Source organism: Pseudoclavibacter sp. Marseille-Q434 (assembly GCF_050315415.1).
GTDB lineage: Bacteria > Actinomycetota > Actinomycetes > Actinomycetales > Microbacteriaceae > Pseudoclavibacter.
In genome coordinates this window covers 311,228-334,424 of the sequence record NZ_JBNPQH010000002.1, presented here as the reverse complement: position 1 = coordinate 334,424, position 23,197 = coordinate 311,228, and the positions used below count along the sequence as shown (strand labels likewise).

General features: G+C 70.0%; 24 protein-coding genes and 1 pseudogene. 15 read left to right on the top strand and 10 right to left on the bottom strand.

Translation table 11 applies throughout. From position 1 onward, the window contains the following. The first annotated feature begins 85 nt into the window (after positions 1–85). Positions 86–1,765 carry an SDR family oxidoreductase gene (locus ACQFZP_RS08480; protein ID WP_211891027.1) on the top strand — a complete coding sequence of 560 codons (1,680 nt, stop codon included), beginning with the start codon at positions 86–88 and terminating at the stop codon, positions 1,763–1,765. Positions 1,766–2,053: 288 nt separating this feature from the next. Then, positions 2,054–2,839: an SDR family NAD(P)-dependent oxidoreductase gene (locus tag ACQFZP_RS08475; protein ID WP_104287516.1), complete on the top strand. Its 786-nt coding sequence runs from the start codon at positions 2,054–2,056 to the stop codon at positions 2,837–2,839. A gap of 420 nt (positions 2,840–3,259) precedes the next feature. Here ACQFZP_RS08475 and ACQFZP_RS08470 read toward each other — a convergent pair whose 3' ends face one another. Both ACQFZP_RS08470 and ACQFZP_RS08465 read right to left on the bottom strand, forming a co-directional pair. Then, a complete protein-coding gene (locus tag ACQFZP_RS08470) occupies positions 3,260–4,291 on the bottom strand; it encodes a hypothetical protein (protein ID WP_211891026.1) in 1,032 nt (343 codons plus the stop codon). 318 nt (positions 4,292–4,609) lie between these two features. After that, positions 4,610–5,173, bottom strand: a complete 564-nt coding sequence (locus ACQFZP_RS08465; RefSeq protein ID WP_104312965.1) for a DJ-1/PfpI family protein — start codon at positions 5,171–5,173, stop codon at positions 4,610–4,612. Between the two features lie 321 nt (positions 5,174–5,494). On the opposite strand from ACQFZP_RS08465, the gene ACQFZP_RS08460 reads away from it, so the two are divergent. Genes ACQFZP_RS08460 through ACQFZP_RS08450 form a run of 3 tightly spaced genes read left to right on the top strand, consistent with a single transcriptional unit; the run spans position 5,495 to position 8,619 of the window. Next, on the top strand, positions 5,495–6,106 hold the full coding sequence (locus ACQFZP_RS08460) for a hypothetical protein (RefSeq protein WP_179557806.1): 612 nt from the start codon (positions 5,495–5,497) through the stop codon (positions 6,104–6,106). Further along, positions 6,103–7,704 (top strand): GMC family oxidoreductase, encoded by a 1,602-nt coding sequence (locus ACQFZP_RS08455; protein ID WP_211891025.1) that lies wholly within the window; start codon positions 6,103–6,105, stop codon positions 7,702–7,704. The genes ACQFZP_RS08460 and ACQFZP_RS08455 overlap by 4 nt, the downstream gene beginning before the upstream one ends. Before the next feature lie 9 nt (positions 7,705–7,713). Continuing rightward, positions 7,714–8,619 carry an IclR family transcriptional regulator gene (locus tag ACQFZP_RS08450; RefSeq protein WP_211891024.1) on the top strand — a complete coding sequence of 302 codons (906 nt, stop codon included), beginning with the start codon at positions 7,714–7,716 and terminating at the stop codon, positions 8,617–8,619. Between the two features lie 17 nt (positions 8,620–8,636). On the opposite strand, the gene ACQFZP_RS08445 is transcribed toward ACQFZP_RS08450, so the two are convergent. Both ACQFZP_RS08445 and ACQFZP_RS08440 read right to left on the bottom strand, forming a co-directional pair. After that, positions 8,637–9,140 carry a hypothetical protein gene (locus ACQFZP_RS08445; protein ID WP_211891023.1) on the bottom strand — a complete coding sequence of 168 codons (504 nt, stop codon included), beginning with the start codon at positions 9,138–9,140 and terminating at the stop codon, positions 8,637–8,639. Positions 9,141–9,143: 3 nt separating this feature from the next. Then, positions 9,144–9,374 (bottom strand): hypothetical protein, encoded by a 231-nt coding sequence (locus ACQFZP_RS08440; RefSeq protein ID WP_151424219.1) that lies wholly within the window; start codon positions 9,372–9,374, stop codon positions 9,144–9,146. Between the two features lie 202 nt (positions 9,375–9,576). Between ACQFZP_RS08440 and ACQFZP_RS08435 the strand changes: the two are divergent. The 5 genes and pseudogenes from ACQFZP_RS08435 to ACQFZP_RS08415 all read left to right on the top strand — a co-directional run. Continuing rightward, a pseudogene (locus tag ACQFZP_RS08435) lies at positions 9,577–10,380 on the top strand (DNA topoisomerase IB); the annotation flags it as partial. Between the two features lie 309 nt (positions 10,381–10,689). Continuing rightward, complete coding sequence (locus ACQFZP_RS08430) at positions 10,690–11,238, top strand: type 1 glutamine amidotransferase domain-containing protein (RefSeq protein ID WP_211891022.1); 549 nt, start codon at positions 10,690–10,692, stop codon at positions 11,236–11,238. A 199-nt stretch (positions 11,239–11,437) separates the two neighbouring features. Continuing rightward, positions 11,438–11,824, top strand: a complete 387-nt coding sequence (locus ACQFZP_RS08425; protein WP_211891021.1) for a hypothetical protein — start codon at positions 11,438–11,440, stop codon at positions 11,822–11,824. A gap of 413 nt (positions 11,825–12,237) precedes the next feature. Continuing rightward, positions 12,238–13,242 (top strand): phosphotransferase family protein, encoded by a 1,005-nt coding sequence (locus ACQFZP_RS08420; RefSeq protein WP_211891020.1) that lies wholly within the window; start codon positions 12,238–12,240, stop codon positions 13,240–13,242. Continuing rightward, on the top strand, positions 13,239–13,607 hold the full coding sequence (locus tag ACQFZP_RS08415) for a hypothetical protein (protein ID WP_211891019.1): 369 nt from the start codon (positions 13,239–13,241) through the stop codon (positions 13,605–13,607). Before ACQFZP_RS08420 ends, ACQFZP_RS08415 begins: the two co-directional genes overlap by 4 nt. A 42-nt stretch (positions 13,608–13,649) precedes the next feature. Here the strand turns inward: ACQFZP_RS08415 and ACQFZP_RS08410 are convergent, their stop codons facing one another. Then, positions 13,650–14,306 (bottom strand): response regulator transcription factor, encoded by a 657-nt coding sequence (locus tag ACQFZP_RS08410; RefSeq protein ID WP_211891018.1) that lies wholly within the window; start codon positions 14,304–14,306, stop codon positions 13,650–13,652. Beyond that, a complete protein-coding gene (locus ACQFZP_RS08405; protein ID WP_211891017.1) occupies positions 14,303–15,889 on the bottom strand; it encodes a sensor histidine kinase in 1,587 nt (528 codons plus the stop codon). The genes ACQFZP_RS08410 and ACQFZP_RS08405 overlap by 4 nt, the downstream gene beginning before the upstream one ends. Before the next feature lie 150 nt (positions 15,890–16,039). Between ACQFZP_RS08405 and ACQFZP_RS08400 the strand changes: the two genes are divergently transcribed. Both ACQFZP_RS08400 and ACQFZP_RS08395 read left to right on the top strand, forming a co-directional pair. Then, positions 16,040–16,372 carry a tryptophan synthase subunit alpha gene (locus ACQFZP_RS08400; protein ID WP_244296265.1) on the top strand — a complete coding sequence of 111 codons (333 nt, stop codon included), beginning with the start codon at positions 16,040–16,042 and terminating at the stop codon, positions 16,370–16,372. A 71-nt stretch (positions 16,373–16,443) separates the two neighbouring features. Next, the gene (locus ACQFZP_RS08395) at positions 16,444–17,142 is read left to right on the top strand and encodes a metal-dependent transcriptional regulator (RefSeq protein WP_211891016.1); all 699 of its coding nucleotides are present in this window, start codon (positions 16,444–16,446) and stop codon (positions 17,140–17,142) included. Positions 17,143–17,153: 11 nt separating this feature from the next. Here the strand turns inward: ACQFZP_RS08395 and ACQFZP_RS08390 are convergent, their stop codons facing one another. The 3 genes from ACQFZP_RS08390 to ACQFZP_RS08380 form a co-directional block, all read right to left on the bottom strand. Further along, entirely contained in the window at positions 17,154–18,017 is an 864-nt protein-coding gene (locus tag ACQFZP_RS08390; protein ID WP_104312952.1) for a metal ABC transporter permease, read from the bottom strand. A gap of 148 nt (positions 18,018–18,165) precedes the next feature. After that, entirely contained in the window at positions 18,166–18,942 is a 777-nt protein-coding gene (locus ACQFZP_RS08385; RefSeq protein WP_211891015.1) for a metal ABC transporter ATP-binding protein, read from the bottom strand. Further along, positions 18,939–19,889 (bottom strand): metal ABC transporter substrate-binding protein, encoded by a 951-nt coding sequence (locus ACQFZP_RS08380; protein WP_211891014.1) that lies wholly within the window; start codon positions 19,887–19,889, stop codon positions 18,939–18,941. The genes ACQFZP_RS08385 and ACQFZP_RS08380 overlap by 4 nt, the downstream gene beginning before the upstream one ends. Positions 19,890–20,044: 155 nt before the next feature. Between ACQFZP_RS08380 and ACQFZP_RS08375 the strand changes: the two genes are divergently transcribed. Both ACQFZP_RS08375 and ACQFZP_RS08370 read left to right on the top strand, forming a co-directional pair. Next, on the top strand, positions 20,045–21,016 hold the full coding sequence (locus ACQFZP_RS08375) for a pentapeptide repeat-containing protein (RefSeq protein ID WP_249312271.1): 972 nt from the start codon (positions 20,045–20,047) through the stop codon (positions 21,014–21,016). A 95-nt stretch (positions 21,017–21,111) separates the two neighbouring features. Then, the gene (locus ACQFZP_RS08370; protein ID WP_211891013.1) at positions 21,112–21,486 is read left to right on the top strand and encodes a VOC family protein; all 375 of its coding nucleotides are present in this window, start codon (positions 21,112–21,114) and stop codon (positions 21,484–21,486) included. 144 nt (positions 21,487–21,630) lie between these two features. Here ACQFZP_RS08370 and ACQFZP_RS08365 read toward each other — a convergent pair whose 3' ends face one another. After that, complete coding sequence (locus tag ACQFZP_RS08365; RefSeq protein WP_307852792.1) at positions 21,631–22,476, bottom strand: PhzF family phenazine biosynthesis protein; 846 nt, start codon at positions 22,474–22,476, stop codon at positions 21,631–21,633. Between the two features lie 181 nt (positions 22,477–22,657). Here ACQFZP_RS08365 and ACQFZP_RS08360 point away from each other — a divergent pair, with 181 nt between their 5' ends. Beyond that, positions 22,658–23,140: a hypothetical protein gene (locus ACQFZP_RS08360; protein WP_179557820.1), complete on the top strand. Its 483-nt coding sequence runs from the start codon at positions 22,658–22,660 to the stop codon at positions 23,138–23,140. The last annotated feature ends 57 nt before the right edge of the window (positions 23,141–23,197 follow it).

Sequence of the window (23,197 nt, the reverse complement as noted above, 5' to 3'; positions counted from 1 at the left end):
GGGGTCTTCCCTGTCCCGGACGGCCCGAACTTCGCGATGTCAACCCATCATCTTTCGGTCAGTCTGAAGTCATAGCCTCGCGAGCATGGCATCCCCAGGCACGCCCCCATCCGGCCCCGCAGGCAACGACTTCACGACCGGCGACGCCCCGGCCAACAACACCACTCCCGCGACCCCCGCACCGACCGGCACCGAGCCCGCGCTCAAGGCCAAGCCGCGCCCCGACGGGTCCGCTCCCCGCGTTCTCGTCTTCGGTTCCACCGGCTACCTCGGGGGGCGCCTCGTGCCGCGCCTCCTCACCGCCGGCTACCGCGTGCGCGTGCTCGCCCGCAACGCGGGCCGCGTCGCCGCCTACGACTGGGGCGACCAGGTCGACGTCGTCGTGGGTGACGCCGACGACCCGAAGGCCGTTGGCGAAGCGATGCAGGACATCGACGTCGTCTACTACCTCGTGCACGCCATGGGCTCGGGCTCCGACTTCGAGCGCACCGACCTGAAGCTCGCCGAGAACGTCGCCGAGCAGGCCGCGCAAGCGAACGTCTCCCGCATCGTGTACCTCGGCGGCCTGCATCCCGACGACGCGAAGCTCTCGAAGCACCTGCGCTCCCGCAAGGAGGTCGGCGAGGTCTTCCTCAACTCGCCCGTGCCGACGATCGTGCTGCAGGCCGGCATCGTCATCGGTTCAGGATCGGCGTCGTTCGAGATGGTCCGCCACCTCACCGACGTGCTTCCCTACATGCCGGCCCCGCAGTGGGTGCGCAACCACATCCAGCCCATCGCCGTGCGTGACGTGCTCCACTACCTCCTGGGTGCCGCCCGAGTGGAAGCGGATGTGAACCGTCCGCTCGACATCGGCGGGCCAGACGTGCTCAGGTACGGGCAGATGATGAACGGGTACGCGGTGAAAGCTGGCCTTCCGCAGCGCGCCATCGCCTCCCTCCCCGTCTTCACACCCGGCCTCGCATCGAGGTGGGTGAACCTCGTCACCCCCATCCCGAAATCGATCGCCCGCCCGCTCGTCGAGTCGCTCCAGAACGAGTGCGTCGTCAAGAACCGAGACGTGGACGCGCTCATCCCGCCGCCCGAGGAAGGCCTCACGACGTACCTGCGAGCCGTCGAGCTGGCGCTCGGCCGCGAGAAGCTGCGCGCGACCGAGACCAGCTGGCGAGACGCGAACGTGCACAACTCGCCGAGCGACCCGCTGCCCGCCGACCCCGACTGGGCAGGGCAGACGGTGTTCACCGACGAGCAGTCGAAGGAGAGCACGGTGCCGCCCGAGCAGCTGTTCCGCGTCATCGAGGGCATCGGCGGCGACAACGGCTGGTACTCGTCGAAGCTGCTCTGGGGAGCCAGAGGCGTCATGGACAAGCTCGTCGGCGGTGTCGGTCTGCGGCGCGGACGCACGAACCCGGACCGTCTCGCCGAAGGTGACGCCCTCGACTTCTGGCGCGTCGAGACGATCGAACGTGGCGGTGAGCACGGGTCGCTGCTCCGCCTTCGCGCCGAGATGCGCGTCCCCGGGCTCGCCTGGCTCGAGATGCGGGCCGTGCCCGTCGGCGACGGCGAGGGCGAGACGGACGCGCAGGGCGACGGCGAGAAGGGCGGGGAACGCATCCGCTCGCGCTACGAGCAGCGCGCCGTCTACTTCCCGCAGGGGCTGCTCGGCCGCCTCTACTGGGCTGCCGTCTTCCCCTTCCACGGCTTCATCTTCGCGACGATGGCCTCCCGCATCGTCGCGACGGCAGCCGCGAACGCGGACGACTGAGGACTCCCACTCTCATCCCTCCGGCCGGTCCCTCCGGCTGGTCCCTCCGAGCGACCTTCTGGGCCCCAGCATCCACACGGAAAGTGCCGGTCCGTTGCTCGACGAACCGGCGCTTTCCGTGTGTCTGCGTGCGGGGTGACGGATGAAGGGTGGCGGGCGTGGATGCGGGTGCGGATGCGCGTTCTCGCTCAGCGAGAGGGACGCTTTCGTCGGACGGTGCGTCCTCCATAGCCTCGCAGCGAGCGCCGCGCACCGGAGCGCAGGCGCCGCTCGAGTCAAGGAGGATTCATGAGCACCGAACAGCGCGTCGCCATCGTCACGGGAGCAGCACGGGGCATCGGCAAGGGAATCGCAGAGCGTCTCGGCCGGGACGGACTGCACGTCATCGTCGCCGACCTGGAGGGCGCCCAGGCCGGCGTCGAGGAGACGGTCACCGCCATCGAGCACGCGGGGGGACGGGCGACAGGAGCTGTCGTCGACGTCACGGATGAGGCATCCGTCGACGCCCTCGTCGAGTTCACGGCCGAGAAGGCCGGGAAGCTGGATGTGTTCATCGCCAACGCCGGCATCGCGCAGGTCGAGTCGCTGCTCGACTACTCGAGCGCCGACTTCCAGCGCGTGCTCGACGTGAACGTCACCGGCGTCTTCTACCAGTACCGCTCGGCGGCCAGGCAGTTCATCAAGCAGGGCGGCGGCGGCAAGATCATCGGTGCCGCGTCGATCGTCGCGTTCCGCCCGTTCGCGCTCCTCGGCCCGTACTCGGCGTCGAAGTGGGCCGTGCGCGGCCTCACGCAGGCAGCCGCGATGGAGTGGGCGGAGCACAAGATCACGGTCAACGCGTACGGTCCCGGCATCGTGGGCACCGCCATGTGGGACCTCATCGACGAGAAGCTCGGCGCGAAGCAGGGCCTCGCGAAGGGTGAGGCGCTCGCGGAGAACGCGAAGTCCATCCTCCTCGGCCGCGTCTCCGTGCCGAACGACGTCGCTCAGCTCGTCTCCTACCTGTCGTCCGAGGACTCCGACTACGTCACCGGCCAGACGATCCTCGTCGACGGCGGCATCCAGTTCAGCTAGCCCCCGCCGCGCGGCGCGGCGGCCGGCCGCGCCCCGCCGCGCCCCCCCGCGAAGCCCCGCCGCAGACCTGGGCCTTGCGCATCCTGTCTCCGAAGCGTGGATGCGCTTGCCCAAGGTCTGTGGCGTCGCCGGCGGAGACCTTGGGGTTGCGCACGGCCTGCGCGAAGGGTGGATGCGGGAGCCCCAGGTCTCCGCGCAGGATTGGCTGAGGGGTGGCGGATCCGCGCGTTGTGTACCGCCCGCCCGCCCGGGCCAGGGGCCGGTCCCGGGCAGCACTGTTGAAGCAGCCCTTCGGCAGACCTAGGTCTTGCGCATTCGCTTTCTGCGGTGTGGGTGCACCGGGCCAAGGTTTGTGGCGTCGCCCGCGGAGACCTTGGGATGCGCGCGCGCATTGCGTCAGATTTCACCGCACGCAGGGAGTCACATCTCGCCGAGGAGACGCAATCGCCGCTCACGGAGACCGTGCGCGTGCCTGATGAACTCACTGGGGTCCGGCCAGAGGTCCGAGTGCGTGAGGCGTTCACCGTGCCAGCCCAGGTTGGTGACAAGCCGCGCTCGCTTCACGTCCCGTCGCCACTGGCTTGGGCTCACCAAGTGACCGAGGCCCTCGAAGTCGTAGGCGATCTTGGCTTTGAAGTCGGCGCAGTCGGGCCGAGCCAGCTCCACGCCGCCAAGTTGCAGTGAGTGCTGCACCGCGAGCTCCGGGTACCCGGAATCGTGGAGCGCGAAGCGCATGAGGCTCTCATACGGCGACTCCACCTGTTCGCGAATCTGCGGGGTCATCTCGCGGAGCAGTGAGGAGCCGTAACCGGGTGACCACTCGGCGACTGCGCTGGCGAGGGCCGCGCGAGTCGTGAGGTTGCCGTTCCAGACACGGTTCGGGTAGTTCCGTGCGACCGTCACGAGCGCGTCGCCGAGACTGAGCAGGTCCGACCGCGCGGCGGAGGCATTCGACCGCAGCAGATCACGGCTCATCAGGCAGTACAGTAGGGTCGGGTGCGGCAGGAGGACTCCCTCGAACGCAAACGTGCGCCAGAGTCGCAGCGGCACGATTCGTGTGACCACGCCGGGTCGCCGCGGGAGGTTCCTGCCTTCCGGCACGATGAGATGCACGCGTGTGTCGTTGAGCAGCGGCCACGGCAGCGGGAGACCGAGCACGCGAGCCGCCGAGATCGCCCCGTATGCCTGCGACTCTTTCAAGAGCAGTGCGTACTGCAGGTCGCGGGCTCGCAACCTGCGGCGGATGGCAGCGGCCTTGGCCTCACGCTCAATCGTCGGCTCGAGCGCGAGGGCGTCGACGCGCACTCCGCGAAAGGGGCGCTCAAGGCCGCGGTTCTGCAGTCGGCCCCTGCCCACCCCGAGCGCTTGCGCATCCGCGACCGTGAAGCTCTGGCCCCGGAGCTCAGCCGGGAGCTCTGTCCGAAATCGCGGGGGTCTCTGGCCCGAAGTCATAGGCCGAAGCTAGACGCGGGCCAGCATCCACGGTCTTGGGGAACTACTGCCTGTGGAGAGACCACGGGCTGCACTCCTGTGACAACGCAGTCAACCCCGGCGCTGGCGGCGTCACGCGTGGCGAGACGTGGGGGTTGCGCATGCTGCGGGGGTGGTGTGGATGCGTTGGCCCGAGGTGTGCGTTGGCGCGGTGGGAAGCGCGGGTGAGACCTGGGGCTTGCGCACGCCGGGCGAGTATGGCGGATGCACAAGCCCCAGGTCTACGCCGGGGACGGGGACGGGGACGGGGAGCGGGCGGGGCAGGCGCGCCTGCGGGCGCTACGCGGAGAGGGGGGCCTTCTCGCGAAGGAGCGCGATGAACTTGCCGAACCAGGGGCCGTTGTCGTTCCAGGCGCGGGCGCTCACGAGGTTGCCGTCGACGAGGGCCTCCGAGCTCTCGTAGGTGCCGCCGCCGGCCTCGATGTCGGCCGCGATCTCGGGGAAGCCCGACGTGGTACGACCCTCGAGCACGCCCGCCTTCGCGAGGATGATCGGCCCGTGGCAGGTGACGGCGACGGGGGAGTCCTCGCCGAAGAAGTGCCTCACGATGCGCTTCACGTCCTCGTTGTTGCGCAGGTACTCGGGGGCGCGCCCACCGGGAACGACGAGGGCGACGTAGTCGGAGGGGTTCACGTCGGCGAGGGCGATGTCGGCGTTCCAGCCGTGCCCGAGCTTCTCCGTGAACGTGTCGTAGCCCTCGAAGTCGTGCACCACGAACTGCAGGCGCTTCTTGGTCGGGGCCGCGATGACGGGCTCGTAGCCCTCCTCGCGGAGCCGCTCGTACGGGTAGAACACCTCGAGGGTCTCGGAAAAGTCACCGGCGAGGATAAGGACCTTGGACATCGTTGTCTCCTGTTCTCAGTTGCTGCAGGCCCGAAGGGTGCTGCCTGCGGGATGCGCGGGGCCGTTCTCATCCGCCCCGACACGTCACAGACTCTCGTCGCTGCGACCACCCAGGCAACGCCGTTTCTTGCATGTCGAGAATGCGAGTGGTGAGGAGAGGATCGTGCGGGGCACCGTATGAGCACCGCATCCACCGCCGCGTCGCCGATGACGCGAGGCGGATGCTGGCCCCCACCGGCACCGGACGGTTCGAGTCCGGCCTCGACGGGCCTATCGGGACCACTGCATACCAAGACCTCAATGGAGAGGAGAGCGACACCCATGGCATATCCGGCCAAGTACCCCCAGCTCAACGAGACAGAGCTCACCGAGCACGCTCGAGATCTGCTCGTGCGCGTCATCCGGGTGGCATTCCCGCACCCGTCCTTCCCCGATTCCCCGTACGAGCGGACCGCGCAGATCATCCTCGAGGAGTCGAAGTCGTCGACGTGGCTTCGGGTGACGCTCACGCAGGGGCTCCTCACGCTCGACTCCCTGTCGGCGGGCGACTTCACCGCCCTCGACGAGGACCAGGCGACGGCCGTGCTGCGCAGCATCGAGCACACCGACTTCTTCGGCTTCATCCGCCGCACGACGGTGCTGAACCTCTACGACGACCCGGAGGTGTGGAAGGCGGTCGGCTACGAGGGCTCCTCGTTCGAGCTCGGCGGGTACGTGAACCGGGGCTTCAACGACCTCGACTGGGTGCCCGAGCCACTCATCGAGGAGCCGGCGGATGTGCCGTTCTCGCCGCTGCCCGGACTGAAGCGTCCGCAGACGGGTGCCGTGCGCATCCCGGCGGCATCCGCAGCCGAGGCGGCCGGCGACGGCAACCCCATCTCCACCAACCAGCCAGGCGATCTCGCCGCGAGCCACGAAGGAGTCGAGCGATGACCGAGGACACGGGCGCACGCCCCACGCGGTTCGGGAAGCCCATCTCGCAGGACGACGAGGTCGTCGTCGTCGTCGGCTCCGGGGCGGGAGGCGGCACGATCGCGCACGAGCTGACCGCGAAGGGCATCCCGGTGGTTGTCCTCGAGGCTGGCCCGTACCTGCAGAACGAGGACTACGAGAACAACGAGTGGCAGGCCTTCAACCAGATGGCGTGGCTGGATGCGCGCACCACGAGCGGGTCGTGGCGCATCGCGAAGGACTTCCCGAACCTTCCCGCGTGGATCGTGAAGGCGGTCGGTGGCACGACGACGCACTGGTCCGGCGCGACGCCTCGCTTCTACGAGCACGAGTTCAAGGCGCGCAGCACGTACGGTCGCGTCGACGGGGCGAACCTCCTCGACTGGCCGATCACGCTTGACGAGCTCGCGCCCTGGTATGTGAAGGCCGAGGACGCGATCGGCTCGACGCACACGGGCGGTCGGGCGCCGCTGCCGGCCAACAACAACTACAAGGTGCTCGCCGAGGGTGCGAAGCGGGCCGGGTACACGCACTATTCGACGGGGCCGTATGGGACGAACGCGGAGCCGTACGACGGGCGGCCCGCATCCATTCAGGACGGCTTCAACTTCCAGGGAGACAAGAACAAGTCGAAGTGGAGCACGATGGTGCGCGAGATCCCGCGTGCCCTCGCGACGGGGCTCCTCGACCTCCGCACGGAGAGCCACGCCGTGCAGATCACGCATGACGTCGACGGGCGAGCGGATGGGGTGCTGTACCTCGACCGGGACGGCAACTTGCAGCGCCAGCGGGCCAGGGTCGTCGTCGTGGCGGGCAACTCGATCGAGACGCCACGCCTCCTGCTGCTGAGTGCGAGCTCGCTGTTCCCCGATGGCCTCGCGAACTCGTCCGGCCAGGTCGGGCGCAACTACATGCGCCACACGACCGGTTCGCTGTACGCCCGCTTCGACAAGCCGGTGCGCATGTACCGCGGCGAGACGATGGCCGGCGTGATCCGGGATGAGTCCGGCCACAACCCGAGCCGCGGCTTCGTGGGCGGCTACTTCATGGAGACCCTCTCGCTCGGGCCCGCGTTCCTGGCGAGCTTCGCCGACCCCGGCGCGTGGGGCAAATCGTTCACCTCGGTGCTCGACGCCTACGAGAACACGGCCGGCATGTGGATCGTCGGTGAGGATCTGCCGCAGGAGTCGAACCGCATCACCCTGAACCGCTCGGTGACGGATGCGAACGGGCTGCCCGTCCCGAACGTGCACTACGACGACCACCCCAACGACGTGGCCATGCGCGAGCACGGCTACGACCGCGGCACGCTGCTCTACGAGGCGGTCGGTGCGGAGCACGTGCACCGCACCCCGCCGTATCCGTCGACCCACAACCTCGGGACGGCGCGCATGAGCGAGCGACCCGAGGACGGGGTCGTCGACCGGTGGGGTGCATCCCACGACGTGCCGAACCTGTTCGTGGGCGACGGATCCGTGTTCACGACGAGCGCCGCGGCCAACCCGACGCTCACGATCGTGGCGCTCGCCATGCGCCAGGCCGACTACCTGGCGACGCAGCTGCGCGCCGGCGAGCTGTAGGGAGACGTCATGAGCCACGCGACACTCACCGCGGGTCCAGTCTTCACTGCGCATACTGCTGCGGTGAGTGTCGACGTGGATGCCCCCGAAAGCAGATCCGCCCCCTCGATCGCCGCCGTGCCTCCCCTCGAGGGCGACGCGGGCCCGGGCACGGCGTCGGCCGCGCCTTCCTCGAGCACGCTCAAGGCGCTGTCGCTGCTGGAGCTCGTCGCCCAGAACGGCGGCGCGACCGCGACTGAGATCAAGGAGACGCTCGGGTTCTCGCTGCCAACCGTCTACCGGCTCGCCCAGCTGCTGGTGGATGCGGACTACCTCGTGCACCTGCGCGAGGAGCGCCGGTTCGAGCTGGGCTACAAGGTGCACGAGCTCGGCCGGGCGCTGCACCAGCAGCTCGGGGTCTCGCCTCCCATGCGGGCGGTCGTGCAGGCGCTGCATGAGGCCGGCGACGTTGCGGCGTACTTCGCGGTCTACCGGGGCACGGATGTGGTCGTGGCGCACGTCGCCGACTCGGCGCGTGCACAGCGCATCCGCCCCCTCGAGTTCGGCTTCCACGAGGCGACACACGCGACGGCGTTCGGCAAGATCATCCTCGCCGGCATGAGCGTGGAGGAGCGTGACTCATTCCTCGACGCGAACGGCATGCCCTCGTTCACGGATGCGACGATCACGTCGCGCGACGAGCTCGAGCGACACCTCGAACGGGTGCGGCTGCGGGGCGTGGCCTGGGAGCGTGAGGAGTTCGTGCCAGGTCACACGTGCGCGGCCGTCGGCGTGCGCAGCGCCTCGGGTGAGGTGATCGGAGCGGTCGCACTCTCGCTCGAGTCGCCGCGTCTCGGTCATCGCTCGGACGAGCTCGAGCGGCTCCTGCGCGGGGCGGGCGCGAGGGCCAGCCACCTCGTGCGCCGCGGACGGTAGGCTCGCGCGGCCCGGGGTCAGTCGGCGGATGCGCCCAGGAACTCGACGTCGGTACTGGCCGTGAGCGGCTGGTCCGTGACATCGGTGACGGTCACCGTGATCGTGTAGGTCCCCGGCGTGCCGAGCTCGAAGGAGATGTCGCCGCAGACGGTGTCGTAGTTGCTGGCGAGGGCCTTGGCGGTGCGCGTGATCGTGTCGACGCCCTCGGCGCTCGCGGTGTACTCGCAGGTGCCGGATCGAGTGACGCCCGAGACGCGGGCCTCGGCCGTGATCCACGAATGCCGGTCGTCGGCGGTGGCGGCGAAGATCAGGTCGCCGGCGGCCTCCGTGGCGCCGCCCGGCTGGTCAGGGGGTGCCGACGAGGCGGGGGGAGCCGGCGCGAACGTGCCGGTGGCTGATTCCGAACTCGCTCCCGATCCGGCCGCGGTGCATCCGGTCAGCGCGAGGGTCGCCGTGAGGGTGGCCACGACTCCAAGGCCCGCTGTCTTCCAGCGGGCCGGGGAGCTGCGGCGTGGGGTCATGGGTCAGGCTCGGTCTTGGAGCTCCTTGACCGCGCGCGCGAAGTCGCGGGTCTGCAGCACCTCGAGGGCGGCCCCGGCGTCGGATCCGGCCGAGACGACGCAGAGTTCGTCGATCTTGTTGATGAAACCCAGGATGCGGCCGTCCTTGACGACGCGATACGTATGCTCGGAGAGGCGGTCGACTCGGCCCTCGGCGGGCATCGTCGCGGTGAGAGGTGGAACGGGGAATGGCATGAGGCTCCTGCCGTCATTGGCGACCGTCTCGAACGGATAGTCGCATCCTCGCGCATCGACATGTGCGCGGAGCCACTTCCACGGGATCTGTGGAGGGTTCTCACCACATCTGTGGGAAGGCGATACCTCCTAGAAATACGCCATCCAGCCGATGGCCGTTCAGCTCTTGCCTCGCGGGGCGCGCAGGTGCTAGCCAAGACAGATGGTTCGACTGCGAAGGTGGACGCCGACTCAATCCGCGTGGACGCGGCAGGCAGCCGGGAGCGGTTTCAGCTACCGGGACGAGCGCGGTGAGCGCATCGTCGACCCCGTGGTGCGCGCTCGACTCGCATCGCTCGCCATCCCGCCGGCGTGGCGAGACGTGCGCATCGCGCCGCACGAGAACGCCCACGTGCTGGCGGTGGGCGTGGATGCGCTTGGCCGCACGCAGTACATCTACCATCCCGACTGGACCGCGAAGCGCCAGATCGTGACCTTCGACCGGGCCCTGGAGCTCTCGCGCGTGCTGCCGTCGGCGCGGCGCGCGGCGACCCGCGCGCTTCGCACGGTGAATGACGGACGTGAGGCATCGCTCGCGGCGAGCTTCAAGCTCCTCGACACGGCGTTCCTGCGCGTCGGGAGTGAGCGGTCCGCGAAGCAGTTCGGGCACCGCGGACTGACGACGCTCCTGAACCGGCACATCTCGCTGCAGGATGAGCAGGTGCTGCTCGAGTTCAAGGGCAAGAGCGGGGTGCCGTGGAGCGCCCTCATCGAGGACCTCGAACTCGTCACGTTCCTCGGCGAGCGCAAGGCGAGCGGGTCGCCGGGGCGGCGCATCCTGTCGTGGAGGGACGGCCGCGCCTGGCGTCGCCTCTCGGCTCGGGAAGTCAACGACGACATCAGGATGCGAACGAAGGGCGAGTTCACGGCGAAGGACTTCCGCACGCTGCACGGCACGGTCTTCGCCGCGGGGCGACTGGCCGAGCTGGGCGTAGGGGCGACGGTGCGCGAGCGCACGTCACTCGTCGCGCAGGCGGTGCGGGATACCGCGGAACTGCTCGGGAACACGCCGGCGGTCGCGCGTTCGAGCTACATCGATCCAAGGGTCATCGAGGCCTACGACGAGGGGCGGGTCGTCGAGGGGGCGCGGGTCTGGGGAGGCGGCGCTGCGGAAGCTCCTCCTGGGTTCGTCCAGCTGACAGCCAGGTCGCGCACACGGGCCGTCCACGTTTCAGGGAGGTCCGTGCGAGACGGTGGATGCCTGCTCGTCGCGGCTCGACATCCCGGCTTCGATCGAGCAGCACACTCTTTCCCCCCGACGAAAGGACGATCAGCAATGACGACTCTCGACACCAAGCGCGTGGCCTTCCTCCTCACGAACGACTTCGAGGACAGCGAGCTCACGAGCCCATGGGGCGCCGTGACCGAAGCCGGAGGCGATGCGTCACTCGTCTCACCCGAGTCCGGCAGCGTGAAGGGCAAGAACGGGCACGAGCAGGCCGTCGACCTCGCCTCGGGCGACGCCAGAGCAACTGACTTCGACGCGCTTGTCCTGCCCGGCGGAGTCGGCAACGCGGACCTGCTCCGCCTCGACGAGGCGTCGGTCAGCTTCGTGCGCGACTTCTTCGAGGCGCACAAGCCGGTCGCAGTGATCTGCCACGGCGCGTGGATCCTCACCGACGCGAAGGTGCTCGACGGGCGCACGCTCACGAGCTTCCCTAGCCTCAAGACCGACCTCATCAACGCCGGCGCGACGTGGGTCGACGAAGAGGTCCACGTCGACCAGGGCCTCGTCTCGAGCCGAACGCCAGACGACCTCCCCGCCTTCAACGCGAAGCTCGTCGAGGAAGTCGCGGAGGGCAAGCACCGGGGCCAGACCGCCTGATCGACTCCAGCTCTTGACGTGAGGGGCGGGTGGATGCACGCATCCACCCGCCCCTCACGCGTCCGCGCCTGCGCGGCGGCGCCCGCGCGAAGATGAGGCCGCTCTCATCTTCAGGCCACTGTGCGTCTCATGAACGCTCACGAGACTTGGGGCTACCGGGGCGAAGTCACGCCTCGGCAGTCAACAGGAGGCAGCAGCCATGAACAAGAAGAAGAACACCTGGATCATCGTCGGTTCGGCCAGCGCCCTCGGTCTCGGCATCCTGACCGTCGGCGGGGCGGGCGTCGCCAACGCCCTCGAGGTGCGCGACGTGCCCGGCGAGCAGCTCACCCTCTCGACGCCGTCCGCGACGAGCAGCCCAGCCGCATCCACTACCCCGTCGGCCTCCCCATCGACGGGCACCAGCGCCTCACCGACCGCGACGCCCGTCTTCAGCTCCCCGAGCCCCGTCTCGGCGCAGACCCCGCAGAGCGCGCCGACTGTTCAGAGCCCCGTGTCCGCGCAGAGCCCGGTGAGCGCCCAGAGCCCCGTCTCCGCGCAGAGCCCGGTGAGCGCGCAGACGCCGCCGTCCGTGCCGAGCGCGTAGTCGGCGTTCTCCACAGCTGAGCACGTTCCCGGGCTGTCGCGCTGCGACCCCGGTAGGTTCGAGGCAGAGCCGCGGGACGCTGCGGCCGAGAACTCAGTTCGACACTCAGCACGACAGCAGCTCAGCGCAGCGCCGCAGGAGGAGCACATGTTCGCAGCAGCCAGGCAGGTGATCGAGGCCGTCGCCACGGGCACCGGCCGCGAGGTGGCGTCGGTCACGCTCGCCTGCGCTGAGCCGAGCGGCGACGGCGTGCTTGCCGGTTACGACGTCGAGCTCGCGTCGCTGCAGGGACCGGACGAGCGCATCCGTCTGTTCATCGATACGGCGACGAACCCCGCGGCCGCTTCGGTCGCTGGCGAATCGCAGCAGTGGACCACCGTGCAGAACCCCGCGACCCGCGAGCAGGTGCGCGTGTGGCGCTACCCACGACCCCTTCCGCCCTCCCCGCGACGGCGTTCCCCGACTCCGCGCGCGAGACCGCGGCGCGCTTCGGCGCCGTCGGCGAGGGGCAGCTCGAGATGCTCGCGTACCGGCCAGGGCGCCGGGCGGTGCTGCGTCTCGCCGGCCCCGAGGGGACCCTCTTCTTCAAGGTCGTCCGACCGGGGCACGCAGAACCGCTGCACCGCATCCACGAGGAACTCGCCGGTGCCGGCGTGGCAGTGCCGCGAAGCCGAGGCTGGAGTGAGGCGGGCCTCGTCGCCCTCGAGCGCATGCCGGGCGTTCCCGCCGACTCACACGTGCCACGAACACCGGATGCGCGGCTCGCGTTCCTGCGGGAGCTGCAGTCACTGGTCGCGTCCATCGGCGCCGCCAGGGTCTCCCGCGGGGCCCGCGCGAGCCTGACGGCGGGACTCGACTGGTACCTGCTGCGCCTCTACGATCTCCTCCCCGCGCGCAGGGCCGACATCGATGGGGTGGCCGCGTGCATCCGCGCGGAGGTCGCCCGTGCGCGCCCGGGGCCAGCGCGCACCGTGCACGGCGACCTCCACCTCGGCCAGATCTTCGTCGAGCCGCACGCCCAGACCGACGGCCGCGCCACGATCACGGGCGTCGTCGACATCGACACGGCGGGCGTCGGCGACCTCGCCGATGACCTCGGCGGACTCTATGCACACGCGATCGTGACCGCCCTCACGCACGACCTCTGCGGAAGGGCCGAGCTCCGGACCTCGACGTTCGAGCTCGCCGAACTCGTGCGCCTCGCGTGGGGCGACTTCGCGCACACCTGGAACAGCCCAGGACAGGCCGGAACGCTCACCGACGACCCCGACCTGAGCATCCGCGCCAACGCGGTCGCCCTCACCCACCTGCTCTCGCACGCCTTCGGCGCGGCGGTCCGCGGCGGGGCCGGGCTCGACGCGCTGCCGGACCGCATCCTCGACTTCGCCGTCGCACTCTCGAAGGAGCCGAGACGATGACCAGCCAGAAGCCCCGCCCGCGTTGGCTGATGCTTGCCCTCACGAGCGCCGGCGCGCTCGCGATCGCGCTCGCCGGGGTCACGTTCGCTCAGGCCATGTCGCTGCGCTCGTCACCGGGCGAGTCCCTCGACGTCGGGCCCATCGTCGGTGCGCAGACTCCCGTGACGACCATCAGCGTGACCCCGTCGCCGACTGCCCCGGCCGGCACCGGCTCGCCGTCGCCCAGCAGCGTGCCGGACCCGGTGCAGCCCTCGCTGCCGACGGGGAGCATCCAGGCGCCCGTACCGGTCGACCCCGTCGGGCCGTCGCAGATCGACGACGACGACGATGATGACGACGACGACGATGGGGACGACGAGGACTGACCTGCGGCGCGGACGCATACCGTCGGGGCGTCCGAGTTCGCCTCAGCGCAGGCGGTAGCCCATGCCGCGCACCGTCTCGATGCGGTCCGCACCGATCTTGCCGCGCAGATAGCGCACGTACACGTCGACGACGTTCGAGCCAGGATCGAAGTCGAACCCCCACACTCGGCTCAGCAGCTGCTCGCGGCTGAGCACCTGACCGGGGTTCCCGAAGAACTGCTCGGCGAGGCCGAACTCGCGCGCCGAGAGGTCGATGTCGACGCCGTTCACCCGCACGCGGCGCGTTCGGAGGTCGAGCAGCAGGTCGTCATGCGTGAGCTCGGTGGCCGCCACCTGGCCCGCGTCCCGAAGCCGCAGGCGGATGCGGGCGAGCAGCTCGTCGAACTTGAACGGCTTCGCGAGGTAGTCGTTGGCCCCACCGTCGAGGCCCCGCACTGTCGCCTCGACCGAGGTCCGGGCCGTGAGCATGATGACGGGCACGGCGCTGCCCTCGGCGCGCAGCCGGTCGAGGACCTCGAAGCCATCGAGCCCTGGGAGTCCGACGTCGAGGAGCACCAGATCGAAGTCACCGCCGCGGGCGAGCTCGAAGCCGTCGGTGCCGTTGGCCGCGACCGTCACGGCGTAACCGCTCGACTTCAGGCCCTTCTCGACGAACGAGGCGATGCGCGCCTCGTCTTCGACGACCAGGATGCTGCTCATGCGGGGTCCTCTCGCTGGGATTCGGAAGTCGTGTCGGTCGGCTTCGAGGCGAGTCCGGCGCCGGCGCCGGGCAGCACGATGCTGAACATCGATCCGACGCCCGGTTCGCTCTCGAGTTCGACCCGCCCGCCGTGGCCGCGCGCGATGGACTGCACGATCGACAGTCCGAGCCCGGATCCCGTCTGGCTGCGCCCCGTCTCGGCCCGCCCGAAGCGGTCGAAGACGCGCTCCTGGGCTGACGCGGGGATGCCGACGCCCTCGTCGCGCACCCACAGGCGCAACTCACCGCGCGCATCCACGAGACTCCCGAGGCCGACCCGGGAGCCCGCTGGCGAGTACTTCGCCGCGTTGTCGGCGAGCTGGAGCCAGGCCTGCGTGATGCGCCGCGCGTCGACATCGACGACAACGGGGGCGGTCTGCTCGAGCACCCATCGGTGCGCCGAGAGGGCGCTCGCCTTCGCATGCACCTGCTCGGTCAGCTCGAGCACGTCGCACGGCGCCAGGCTCAGCAGCCCCTGCTGCTCGCTGACGGCGAGAGCCTCGATGTCGTCGATGAGCTCGCTCATCCGGTCGAGCTCGTCGAGGGCCAGGGCAACCGTCTCTCTGGTCTCTGCGGGATCCGTCGGGTCGAGGATCTCGAAGTGTCCGCGCACGATCGTGATGGGGGTCTTCAGCTCGTGGCGCACGTCGTCGAGCAGCTGCCGTTGGGCGGTGAGGGAGCCGTCGAGGCGGTCGAGCATGCCGTTGATCGTCGCGGTGAGGGCCGACACGTCGTCGTGGCCGACGACAGGGATGCGCGCGGATCGGTTGCTGCCCGTGATGGAGGCCGCCGTCTCCCGCAGCTCGCGCAGGGGCCTGAGGAGGCGGCCCGCGACGAACCAGCCGACAAGCCCGACCACGATGAGGGCGGCGACGGCGACCAGAGAGTAGGTCTGGAAGGTGCTGTTGGTGTCGGCGAGCTCGGCACGCAGGTCGTAGGCCGCGAGGTAGAGGGCCGTGCTCGAGCCGTCGCCCACCGTGAACGGCACGGCCACATACCGGAGCGCGTGGGTGGCGTCGACGAAGGTGCCCATACGCACCGAGCCGTCGGCGGTCTCGCTCACGGCTCGTTCGACGAGCGCGGGCAGGTCGACGAGCGAGAACGGAGTCGCGGTGGACGGGATGAAGGCGGGCGCCCCGTCGATGAGCCCGAGGGCTCCCTCGTTGCGTTCCGGGATGAGGCGCTGCATGACGAGCTCGAGCGCCTCGGTGGAGTTCGCGAACGTCCGAGCGGCGTCTGGTGCGGTCGCTGACGGGCTGGCCGTAGATGACGGGCTGGCCGAAGCAGACGGACTGGCCGAGTCAGGTGTCGTCGGCGCCGCGAGCTCCTGCCCGCTCACGAGCCCGCGTACGCTCTCGGCCACGGTGACGAGTCGTTCGTCGACGCCCGTGAGCACGCGCTCGCGGGCGGCGACGTAGCTCGTGGCGCCCGCGACGACCATGCCGAGCATCGTGACGAGCAGGATCGACGCGAGGATGCGCACCCGCACCGAAGAGCGCGGCCGCACCTCCAGTCTCGCTTCGCCCGCCGTCATCACCCGCATCCATCGATTATCTGGGGCGCAGGAGTCCAGAGCCTGGCAGGTGAGAAGACTCTCACGCGGGGGCACCCCGGGCGGGCCGCTGTCCACAGGCACACCTGGCCCATTCCACAAGTCCCAGCGGGATGACGAGGTGGCGCGTAGGCTCGTCGCGTGGAAACCGAGCGCTACGAACTGACCAGGCGAGCCAGCCTGGAGGTCCTGCGCGCCGAGGCGCAGGACGAGCGCGAGACGATGATCTACGCGCGCGCCCGCAACGGGGAGGACCCGTGGCGCTTCATGCAGGAGCTGCCGACCGTCGACGAGCTGGTCGTGCTGCTCATGCGCGCCGAAGCGCTCGAGCGGGGTGGCGACGAGGCGCCGGAGAGCGGCGCTCACGACGCGCAGCTCATGCGCCGCATCGCGACCGAGTACCCGCCGCTCAGCACCACGGTGTGGACGATGCTCGCGGGCGAGAGCCGCTTCGGCGACCGCTGGAGCGCCTGACCCTCGGCCGTCGCGACGGTCGCGTTCCGGGCATCCGCGCGCCGCGCACCCTGCCCCGTAGGCTTGTCCGCATGTCGGTGTCAGAACTCTCGGTGAGCGCGCAGAACTACCTCAAGGTGGTCTGGAGTCTCCAAGAGTGGTCGGATGCGCCCGTCACGGCGACGATCGTCGCCGAGCGCCTGCAGCTCCGGCTCTCGACCGTGTCCGAGGGCATCCGAAAACTCGCCGACCAGGGCCTCCTCGAGCATGCCCGCTACGGCAGCATCTCGCTCACGGCTGAGGGTCGCGCGCACGCGCTCGCCATGATTCGCAGGCACCGGCTGCTCGAGACGTTCCTCGTCGAGGTGCTGCACTACGGGTGGGACGAGGTGCACGACGAGGCCGAGAACCTCGAGCATTCGGTGTCCGACCTCATGGTCGAGCGGATCGACGCTCTGCTCGGGCACCCGGAGCGCGACCCGCACGGCGACCCGATCCCGTCCGCAGCCGGAGAGGTGAGCATCCCGCAGGCTGTTCTGCTCAGCAGCCTCGACGTGGGCGCGCGCGTTGTCGTGGAGCGCATCTCCGACTCCGATCCCGAGCTGCTCAAGTACTTCGCCGCGAAGGGGGTCACCGTCGGGGCGCGACTCGAGATCGGCGAAAGCGACCCGTACTCCGAGTCGCTGGTGCTGAGCGTCGTGGATGCGGCCCCCGGCGCGGACATCGCGATTGCGCCCCAGTTCGCCCTGGGCCCAGTGGCCGCCCGAGCGGTCTGGGTGACGTCAGCCTGACAGCGTGATCGCTACGCGACCTTCGCGCGGCGACGCGCGACGACGCGCGACGTGACGAGCCCCTGCGTTGGCGAGAGCAGGTAGGCGAGCAGGAACGCGACGCCCTGCGCGAGCACGATCATGCCGCCCGACGCCGCGTCGAGGTAGTAGCTGGCGTAGAGGCCGATGGCCGAGCAGACGACCGACACGATCGGGGCGATGACGAGCATCCGCGCGAAGCTGCGCGTGAGCACGGTCGCGGTGGCTCCCGGGATGATGAGCATCGCGACGACGAGGATGACGCCGACGGTCTGCAGCGCGACGACGGCCGTCAGCGCGAGGAGCCCGAGGAGCGCGCCGCGCAGGAGGCGCGGGTTGAGGCCGATCGCGTGGGCGTGCGTCGCGTCGAAGGCGACGAGTGTGAAGTCGCGCCGCTTCACGAGCAGCACGACCGCGACGATGGCGGCGAGGATGCCGATCTGCACGAGGTCGGTGTTGCTCACGCCGAGGAGGTTGCCGAAGAGGATGTGGCTGAGGTCGGTCTGGCTGGGGGTGACCGAGATGAGGACGAGGCCGAACGCGAACAGGGTCGTGAAGACGATGCCGATCGCCGCGTCCTCCTTCACCCTGCTCGTGTCGCGGATGACGCCGATGAGTCCGACGGCGACGAGCCCGAACACGAGGGCACCGAGCGCAAACGGTGCGCCCACGATGTAGGCGAGCACGACCCCGGGAAGGACAGCGTGCGAGACGGCGTCGCCCATGAGGGACCAGCCGATGAGGACCAGCCAGCAGCTGAGGAGGGCGCAGACGATGGCCGTGATGATCGTCGTGATGAGGGCCCGCACCATGAACTCGTAGCCGAGCGGCTCGAGGACGAGGTCGACGAGATTCATGCGCGGTCTCCATCTCGGGGTTCGCGGTGCTCGCGGCGTTCGCCGTGCGCGCCGCACGCGCCTCGCCCGTCGCGGAGAGTTGTGGATGGTTGCTGTCGCGGCGGCGGGAGGGTGCACTTCGTCACAACTCTGGCGGCGGATGCGGGGCTCATGCGGCTGCCCCCTTGCCGGTGTCGATGCCGAAGGCGAGGGCCAGGTTCTCCGGTCGGATGATCTCCTCGGGGCTCGCGTGCAGGAGGACGCGCCGGTTGAAGAGCACGGCCTCGTCGGCGAGTTCGGGCAGGGAGCCGAGGTCGTGGGTGGCGATGAGGATGCAGACGCCCTGCGCCGCGAGCTCGCGAAGGAGGCGCGTCATGGTCGTCTGGGAGCGCGTATCCACGCCGGCGAAGGGCTCGTCGAGCAGCAGCACCTGGGCCTCCTGGGCGATGCCGCGGGCGACGAAAGCGCGCTTGCGCTGCCCGCCGGAGAGCTGCCCGATCTGGCGCCCCGCGAGGTCACTCAGCTCGACGCGCTCGAGCGCCGCATCGACGGCGGCGTGGTCGCGCGCCTTCGGCCTCCTGGTGACGCCGAGGTGCCCGTAGCGGCCCGTCATGACCACATCGCGCACCGAGAGTGGGAAGTCCCAGTCGACCTGCTCGCTCTGCGGGACGTAGCTGACGCTGCCCCGCTTGCGCGCATCCGCCGATGTGCCGCCGAGGATGCGGACGGTGCCCGCATCGGGGCGGACGACCCCCATGATGGACTTGAAGAGCGTCGACTTGCCGGAGCCGTTCATGCCGATGAGGCCGCACACCCGCCCCGGCGAGATGGCGAGGCTGGCGCCGTCGAGCGCGAGCACCTCGCCGTAGTGCACGGTGAGGGCGTCGACCTCGATGGCGGGCGATGCGAGGGTGCCGGCAGGCGCGCCGCTGGATGCTGGGCTCACGAGGCGCGCCCCTGCTCGCCGGTGAGGCCGGCCACGATCGTGTCGACGTCGTGCCGGATGAGGTCGAGGTAGCTGGGCACTGGGCCGTCCTCCTCGCTCAGCGAGTCAACGTAGAGGGTGCCGCCGAACTCGGCGTCCGTGGCGTCGACGACCTGTCGCATGGGGGCATCCGAGACGGTCGACTCGCAGAACACGGCGGGCACGCCGTTGTCGCGCACGTGGTCGATGACGCCGGCGATCTGCTGCGGCGTGGCCTGCTGCTCGGCGTTGACGGGCCAGATGTAGACCTCCTCGAGCCCGGCATCGCGGGCGAGGTAGGAGAAGGCTCCCTCGCACGTGACGAGAGCGCGCTGCGAGGTGGGGAGCGGTTCGATCGCGGCGACGAGCTCGTCGTGCACGGCCTGCAGTTCGGCCTTGTAGGCGGCGGCGTTCTCCTCGAAGATGCTCGCGCTTGCTGGCGCGAGGTCGGCGAACGCGGTGGCCATGTTGTCGACGTAGAGCTGCACGTTGAGGGGCGACATCCAGGCATGCGGGTTGGGGAGCCCCGCGTAGGCGTCGCCCGCGATCGGCACCTCCTCGACGCCGTCGCTGACGACGACGTGCGGCACGTCCATGCTCGCGACGAACTGCTCGAACCACGCCTCGAGGTTCATGCCGTTGTCGAGGATCAGGTCGGCCTCGGAGGCCTTCGCGATGTCGAGGGGGGTCGGCTCGTACCCGTGGATCTCCGCGCCGACCTTGGTGATCGACTCGACCCGCAGCTCGTCGCCGGCGACCTGCCGCGCGATGTCGGCGAGCACCGTGAAGGTTGTGAGGACGACGGGGCGGTCGTCGTCCTCGGCGGCGGGGGCACAGGCGGTGAGGGATGCGAGCGCGACGAGTGCGAGGCCGGCCGCGACGATGCGGTTGGCCTTCCGTCTGGCTGCATGCAGCACGGGGGTCAGCATGACCAGAGCATAGCGCTACGGCCAGGGGAAGAACAATGTTCGGTGCGCCGAACATTTCCCCGTGAGTGTGCGCCGTGCTCGCTCGCTCAGAGTGATCCACAGGGTGAAAGGCGCTCAGCGCGCGCGTGCGGATGCGAACGTAGGCTGTGGCCACGATGTCACCAGGCGACCCCAGCGAGCAGCTGCGGCACCGGCCGAGCGTGCCGATGCCGCTCACCGTCGACCCCGTTTCGGGTCGACTGGCCGGGCCTCGCTCCGGGGGATCCGCCGGGGGCGCTTCCGGCGCAGGGCGTGGCGCGGATGCAGACGACACGCGCTTCCAGAGCGACTGCGCGCGCTGCGTGGCGCTCTGCTGCTCGGCCCTCGCCTTCTCACGGGGCGACGACTTCGCCCACGAGAAGCCAGCAGGCAAACCCTGCCGCAACCTCGACGAGAACCTCGGCTGCGGCATCCACGCGGTGCTCCTCGAACGCGGGTACCGGGGCTGCACCGTCTTCGAATGCCACGGCGCCGGCCAGCGGGTCACCCAGGAGACCTTCGGTGGTGGCGACTGGCGCGAAGGTGAGGGGCTGCGCGACGCGATGTTCGCCGTGTTCCCACTCGTGCGTCAACTGCACGAGGTGCTGTGGCTGCTGACCGAGGCGAGGCGGCGCACCGCCGACCGGCCGCTGCTGCGCCGAATCGACGCCCTGTTCGATCGTGTGGATGCGCAGGCCGCGTCACCCGATGTCGCGGTGCTGCGAGCAGCGGTCGAGTCGAGCAGGCCCGCCGCGGGTGAACTGCTGGGAGCCGTGAGCCGCGAGGTGCGACGGATGCACGCGCCCCGACGCCGCGCATCCGGGGCCTGGTCGCGAGTCGAGCCGCGCGGCGTCTACCTCGGCACCGATTTCGCCGGAGGCGACCTGCGCGCCGTCGAGCTGCGCGGGGCGCTGCTCATCGCGGCGAAGCTGCGCGGCTCGGACCTGCGATGGGCCGACCTCCTCGGCGCCGACCTGCGGGACGCCGAGCTGCACGGTGCCGACCTGCGCCACGTGCTGCACCTCACGCAACCGCAACTGGCGGCGGCGTTCGGTGACGCAACGACCCAGCTTCCGGACTCGCTCACGCGGCCCCGCCACTGGAAGTGAGGCCGAGGCTGAGCGTGCGCGTCGTCTGGCAGATGCCGGTCAGCGTTCTTCCGCAGCGTGAGCGTGTTCTGCAGGCTGACACCCATGGAGGGGCCATGAGGGTTCGCCGCACGATCGTCGTGTTCGACGCCGCTGACATCGAGGCCGAGAGTGCCTTCTGGGCGTCCCTGCTCGAGGGCACGGTCGAGAAGGAGGACGACTGGCACAGTGTCTACGCTGACGGCGAGTGGAGGCTCGGCATCCAGCTCGCTCCTGACCACGTGGCACCGAGGTGGCCTGACGGTCAACCCCCGCAGCAGATCCATCTGGACCTCTACATCGACGACCTCGACGAGGGGCACCGGAGAGTGCTCGAGCTCGGAGGCCGTCTCCTCAAGGCAAGCGACAAACCCGGCAGTCCCGACGAATTCGTGGTCTACGCCGACCCCGCGGGCCACCCGTTCTGCCTCTGCAAGGCACCCCAGGGCTGAGCCGGGGCGCTGCGCCGCGCTGACTCCCCGGGCCGGCCCTAGCGTGGGCCGCCATCCAGGGCGGACTTTTGGTTGCTAAGGAGCGGGTTTGACGACCATAAGTCCGCTCTGGGCCGTGGCAGCCGCGAGGCGCAGCGGCAGCGGTTACGCGAGCGCGGTTCCCGTGAAGAGGGTGGTCGTGGCGCCGCCAACCCAGACGGCGCCGGAGTCGTCGACGGTCACGGTGATGTCGCCGGCGCGGCCAAGGCGCGCGCCCTGGGATACCCGCCAGCTCGAGCCCGGCGCGGTGCCCGTGCGGTGCATCCACTGGGCCGTCGAGGCGTTCATGCTGCCGCAGACCGGATCCTCGTCGACGCCGATGCGCGGCGCGAAGCTGCGCAGCTCGAACGCGTGCGCCGCCCCGGCCGGATACGCGCCGACGGCGCCGACCATGTCGTCGGGCAGCAGCGAGAAGTCGGGGTCGAGATCGAGCACCTCGTGCGCGGATGCGAGCTGCACGACCGCCCACCCGGGCCCGTTGTCGATCCACTGGTGGGCGACGACCTGTTCCTTGGTGATGCCATATGCCTCGATGATGCGCGCGAGGAGCTCCGGCTCGAGCGGACCGCTGCGGAGGGTCGGCGGGGCCGCGAACGACACGCGTCCCGCATCGACGCGCACCTCCACGAGTCCGGCGCCGCACTCCTGGATGATGCGCCCGCCCTTCTTCGGGGTACCGCCGTTCTCGAGCCAGGCGTGCGCCGAGCCGAGCGTCGGGTGCCCGGCGAACGGCAGCTCGCCGCCCGGGGTGAAGATGCGCAGTCGGTAGTCGGCCGCGTCGTCGGTGGTGGGCAGCACGAACGTCGTCTCGGAGAGGTTCGTCCATCGTGCGATGCGCTGCATGTCGTCGCCCGTGAGTCCTTCGCCGTCGAGGATGACCGCGACGGGGTTGCCGAGGTAGGGGGTCTCGGAGAAGACGTCGATTTGGGCGAAGGGGCGCGAGGTGGTCACGGGGTGTCCTTTCGGAGGGGATGCGGCGCGAACGAGGCGCGTGCGGCAACCGTAGGGGTGTGGTGGCGGGGAGCGCTCGTGCCAATCGCTCGCAGTTGGACTTGAGGTCCAATCCGGAGGTGTGGACCTGTCCCGCGCGGGGGTCCACGGATCGCTCAGGCTCGGCCGCAACAATCGCACCATGAGCGACGAGAACACGCGAGCGCCCGGGGCCGACGACGATCAGCGGGAGCGCCGAAGCGCCGAGCATCTGCCGCCGGAAGGCGTCGACGAGGCGACCGTCGCTGCCGTGGGGAAGCTCACTGAGGCGCTCGAGATGGTCGACCAGGCGCGCGGGCTGCTCTACAGCTTCCACCGGTTGACGGGGGCTGCCGACCTGGCGTTGGGTGAGGCATCCGATGCACTGCGGGACGCGGGTCACGATGAGCTCGCCGACCGGCTCGACTCGGAGCTGGTCGGCCGCAATGTGATCGAAGGGCGGTGGACGTTCCAGATCGTCGAGGATTACGACGACACCTACTGGGAGCCGTTCCGGGCGGCAGAACGCGACGTCAGGGAGCAGCTCGTCGCAGGCCGGCGTCACCTCGCCGAGGCTGCGATGAAGGAGGACCGGCGCACGCACGGCGCCCGCCATCACGAGGCTCGCCCCGTCGACGAGATCTAGAGAGCCGCTGAACCGGCACGGGCAACGGCACCGGACCCGCACCGGAAGTGCCCGCTG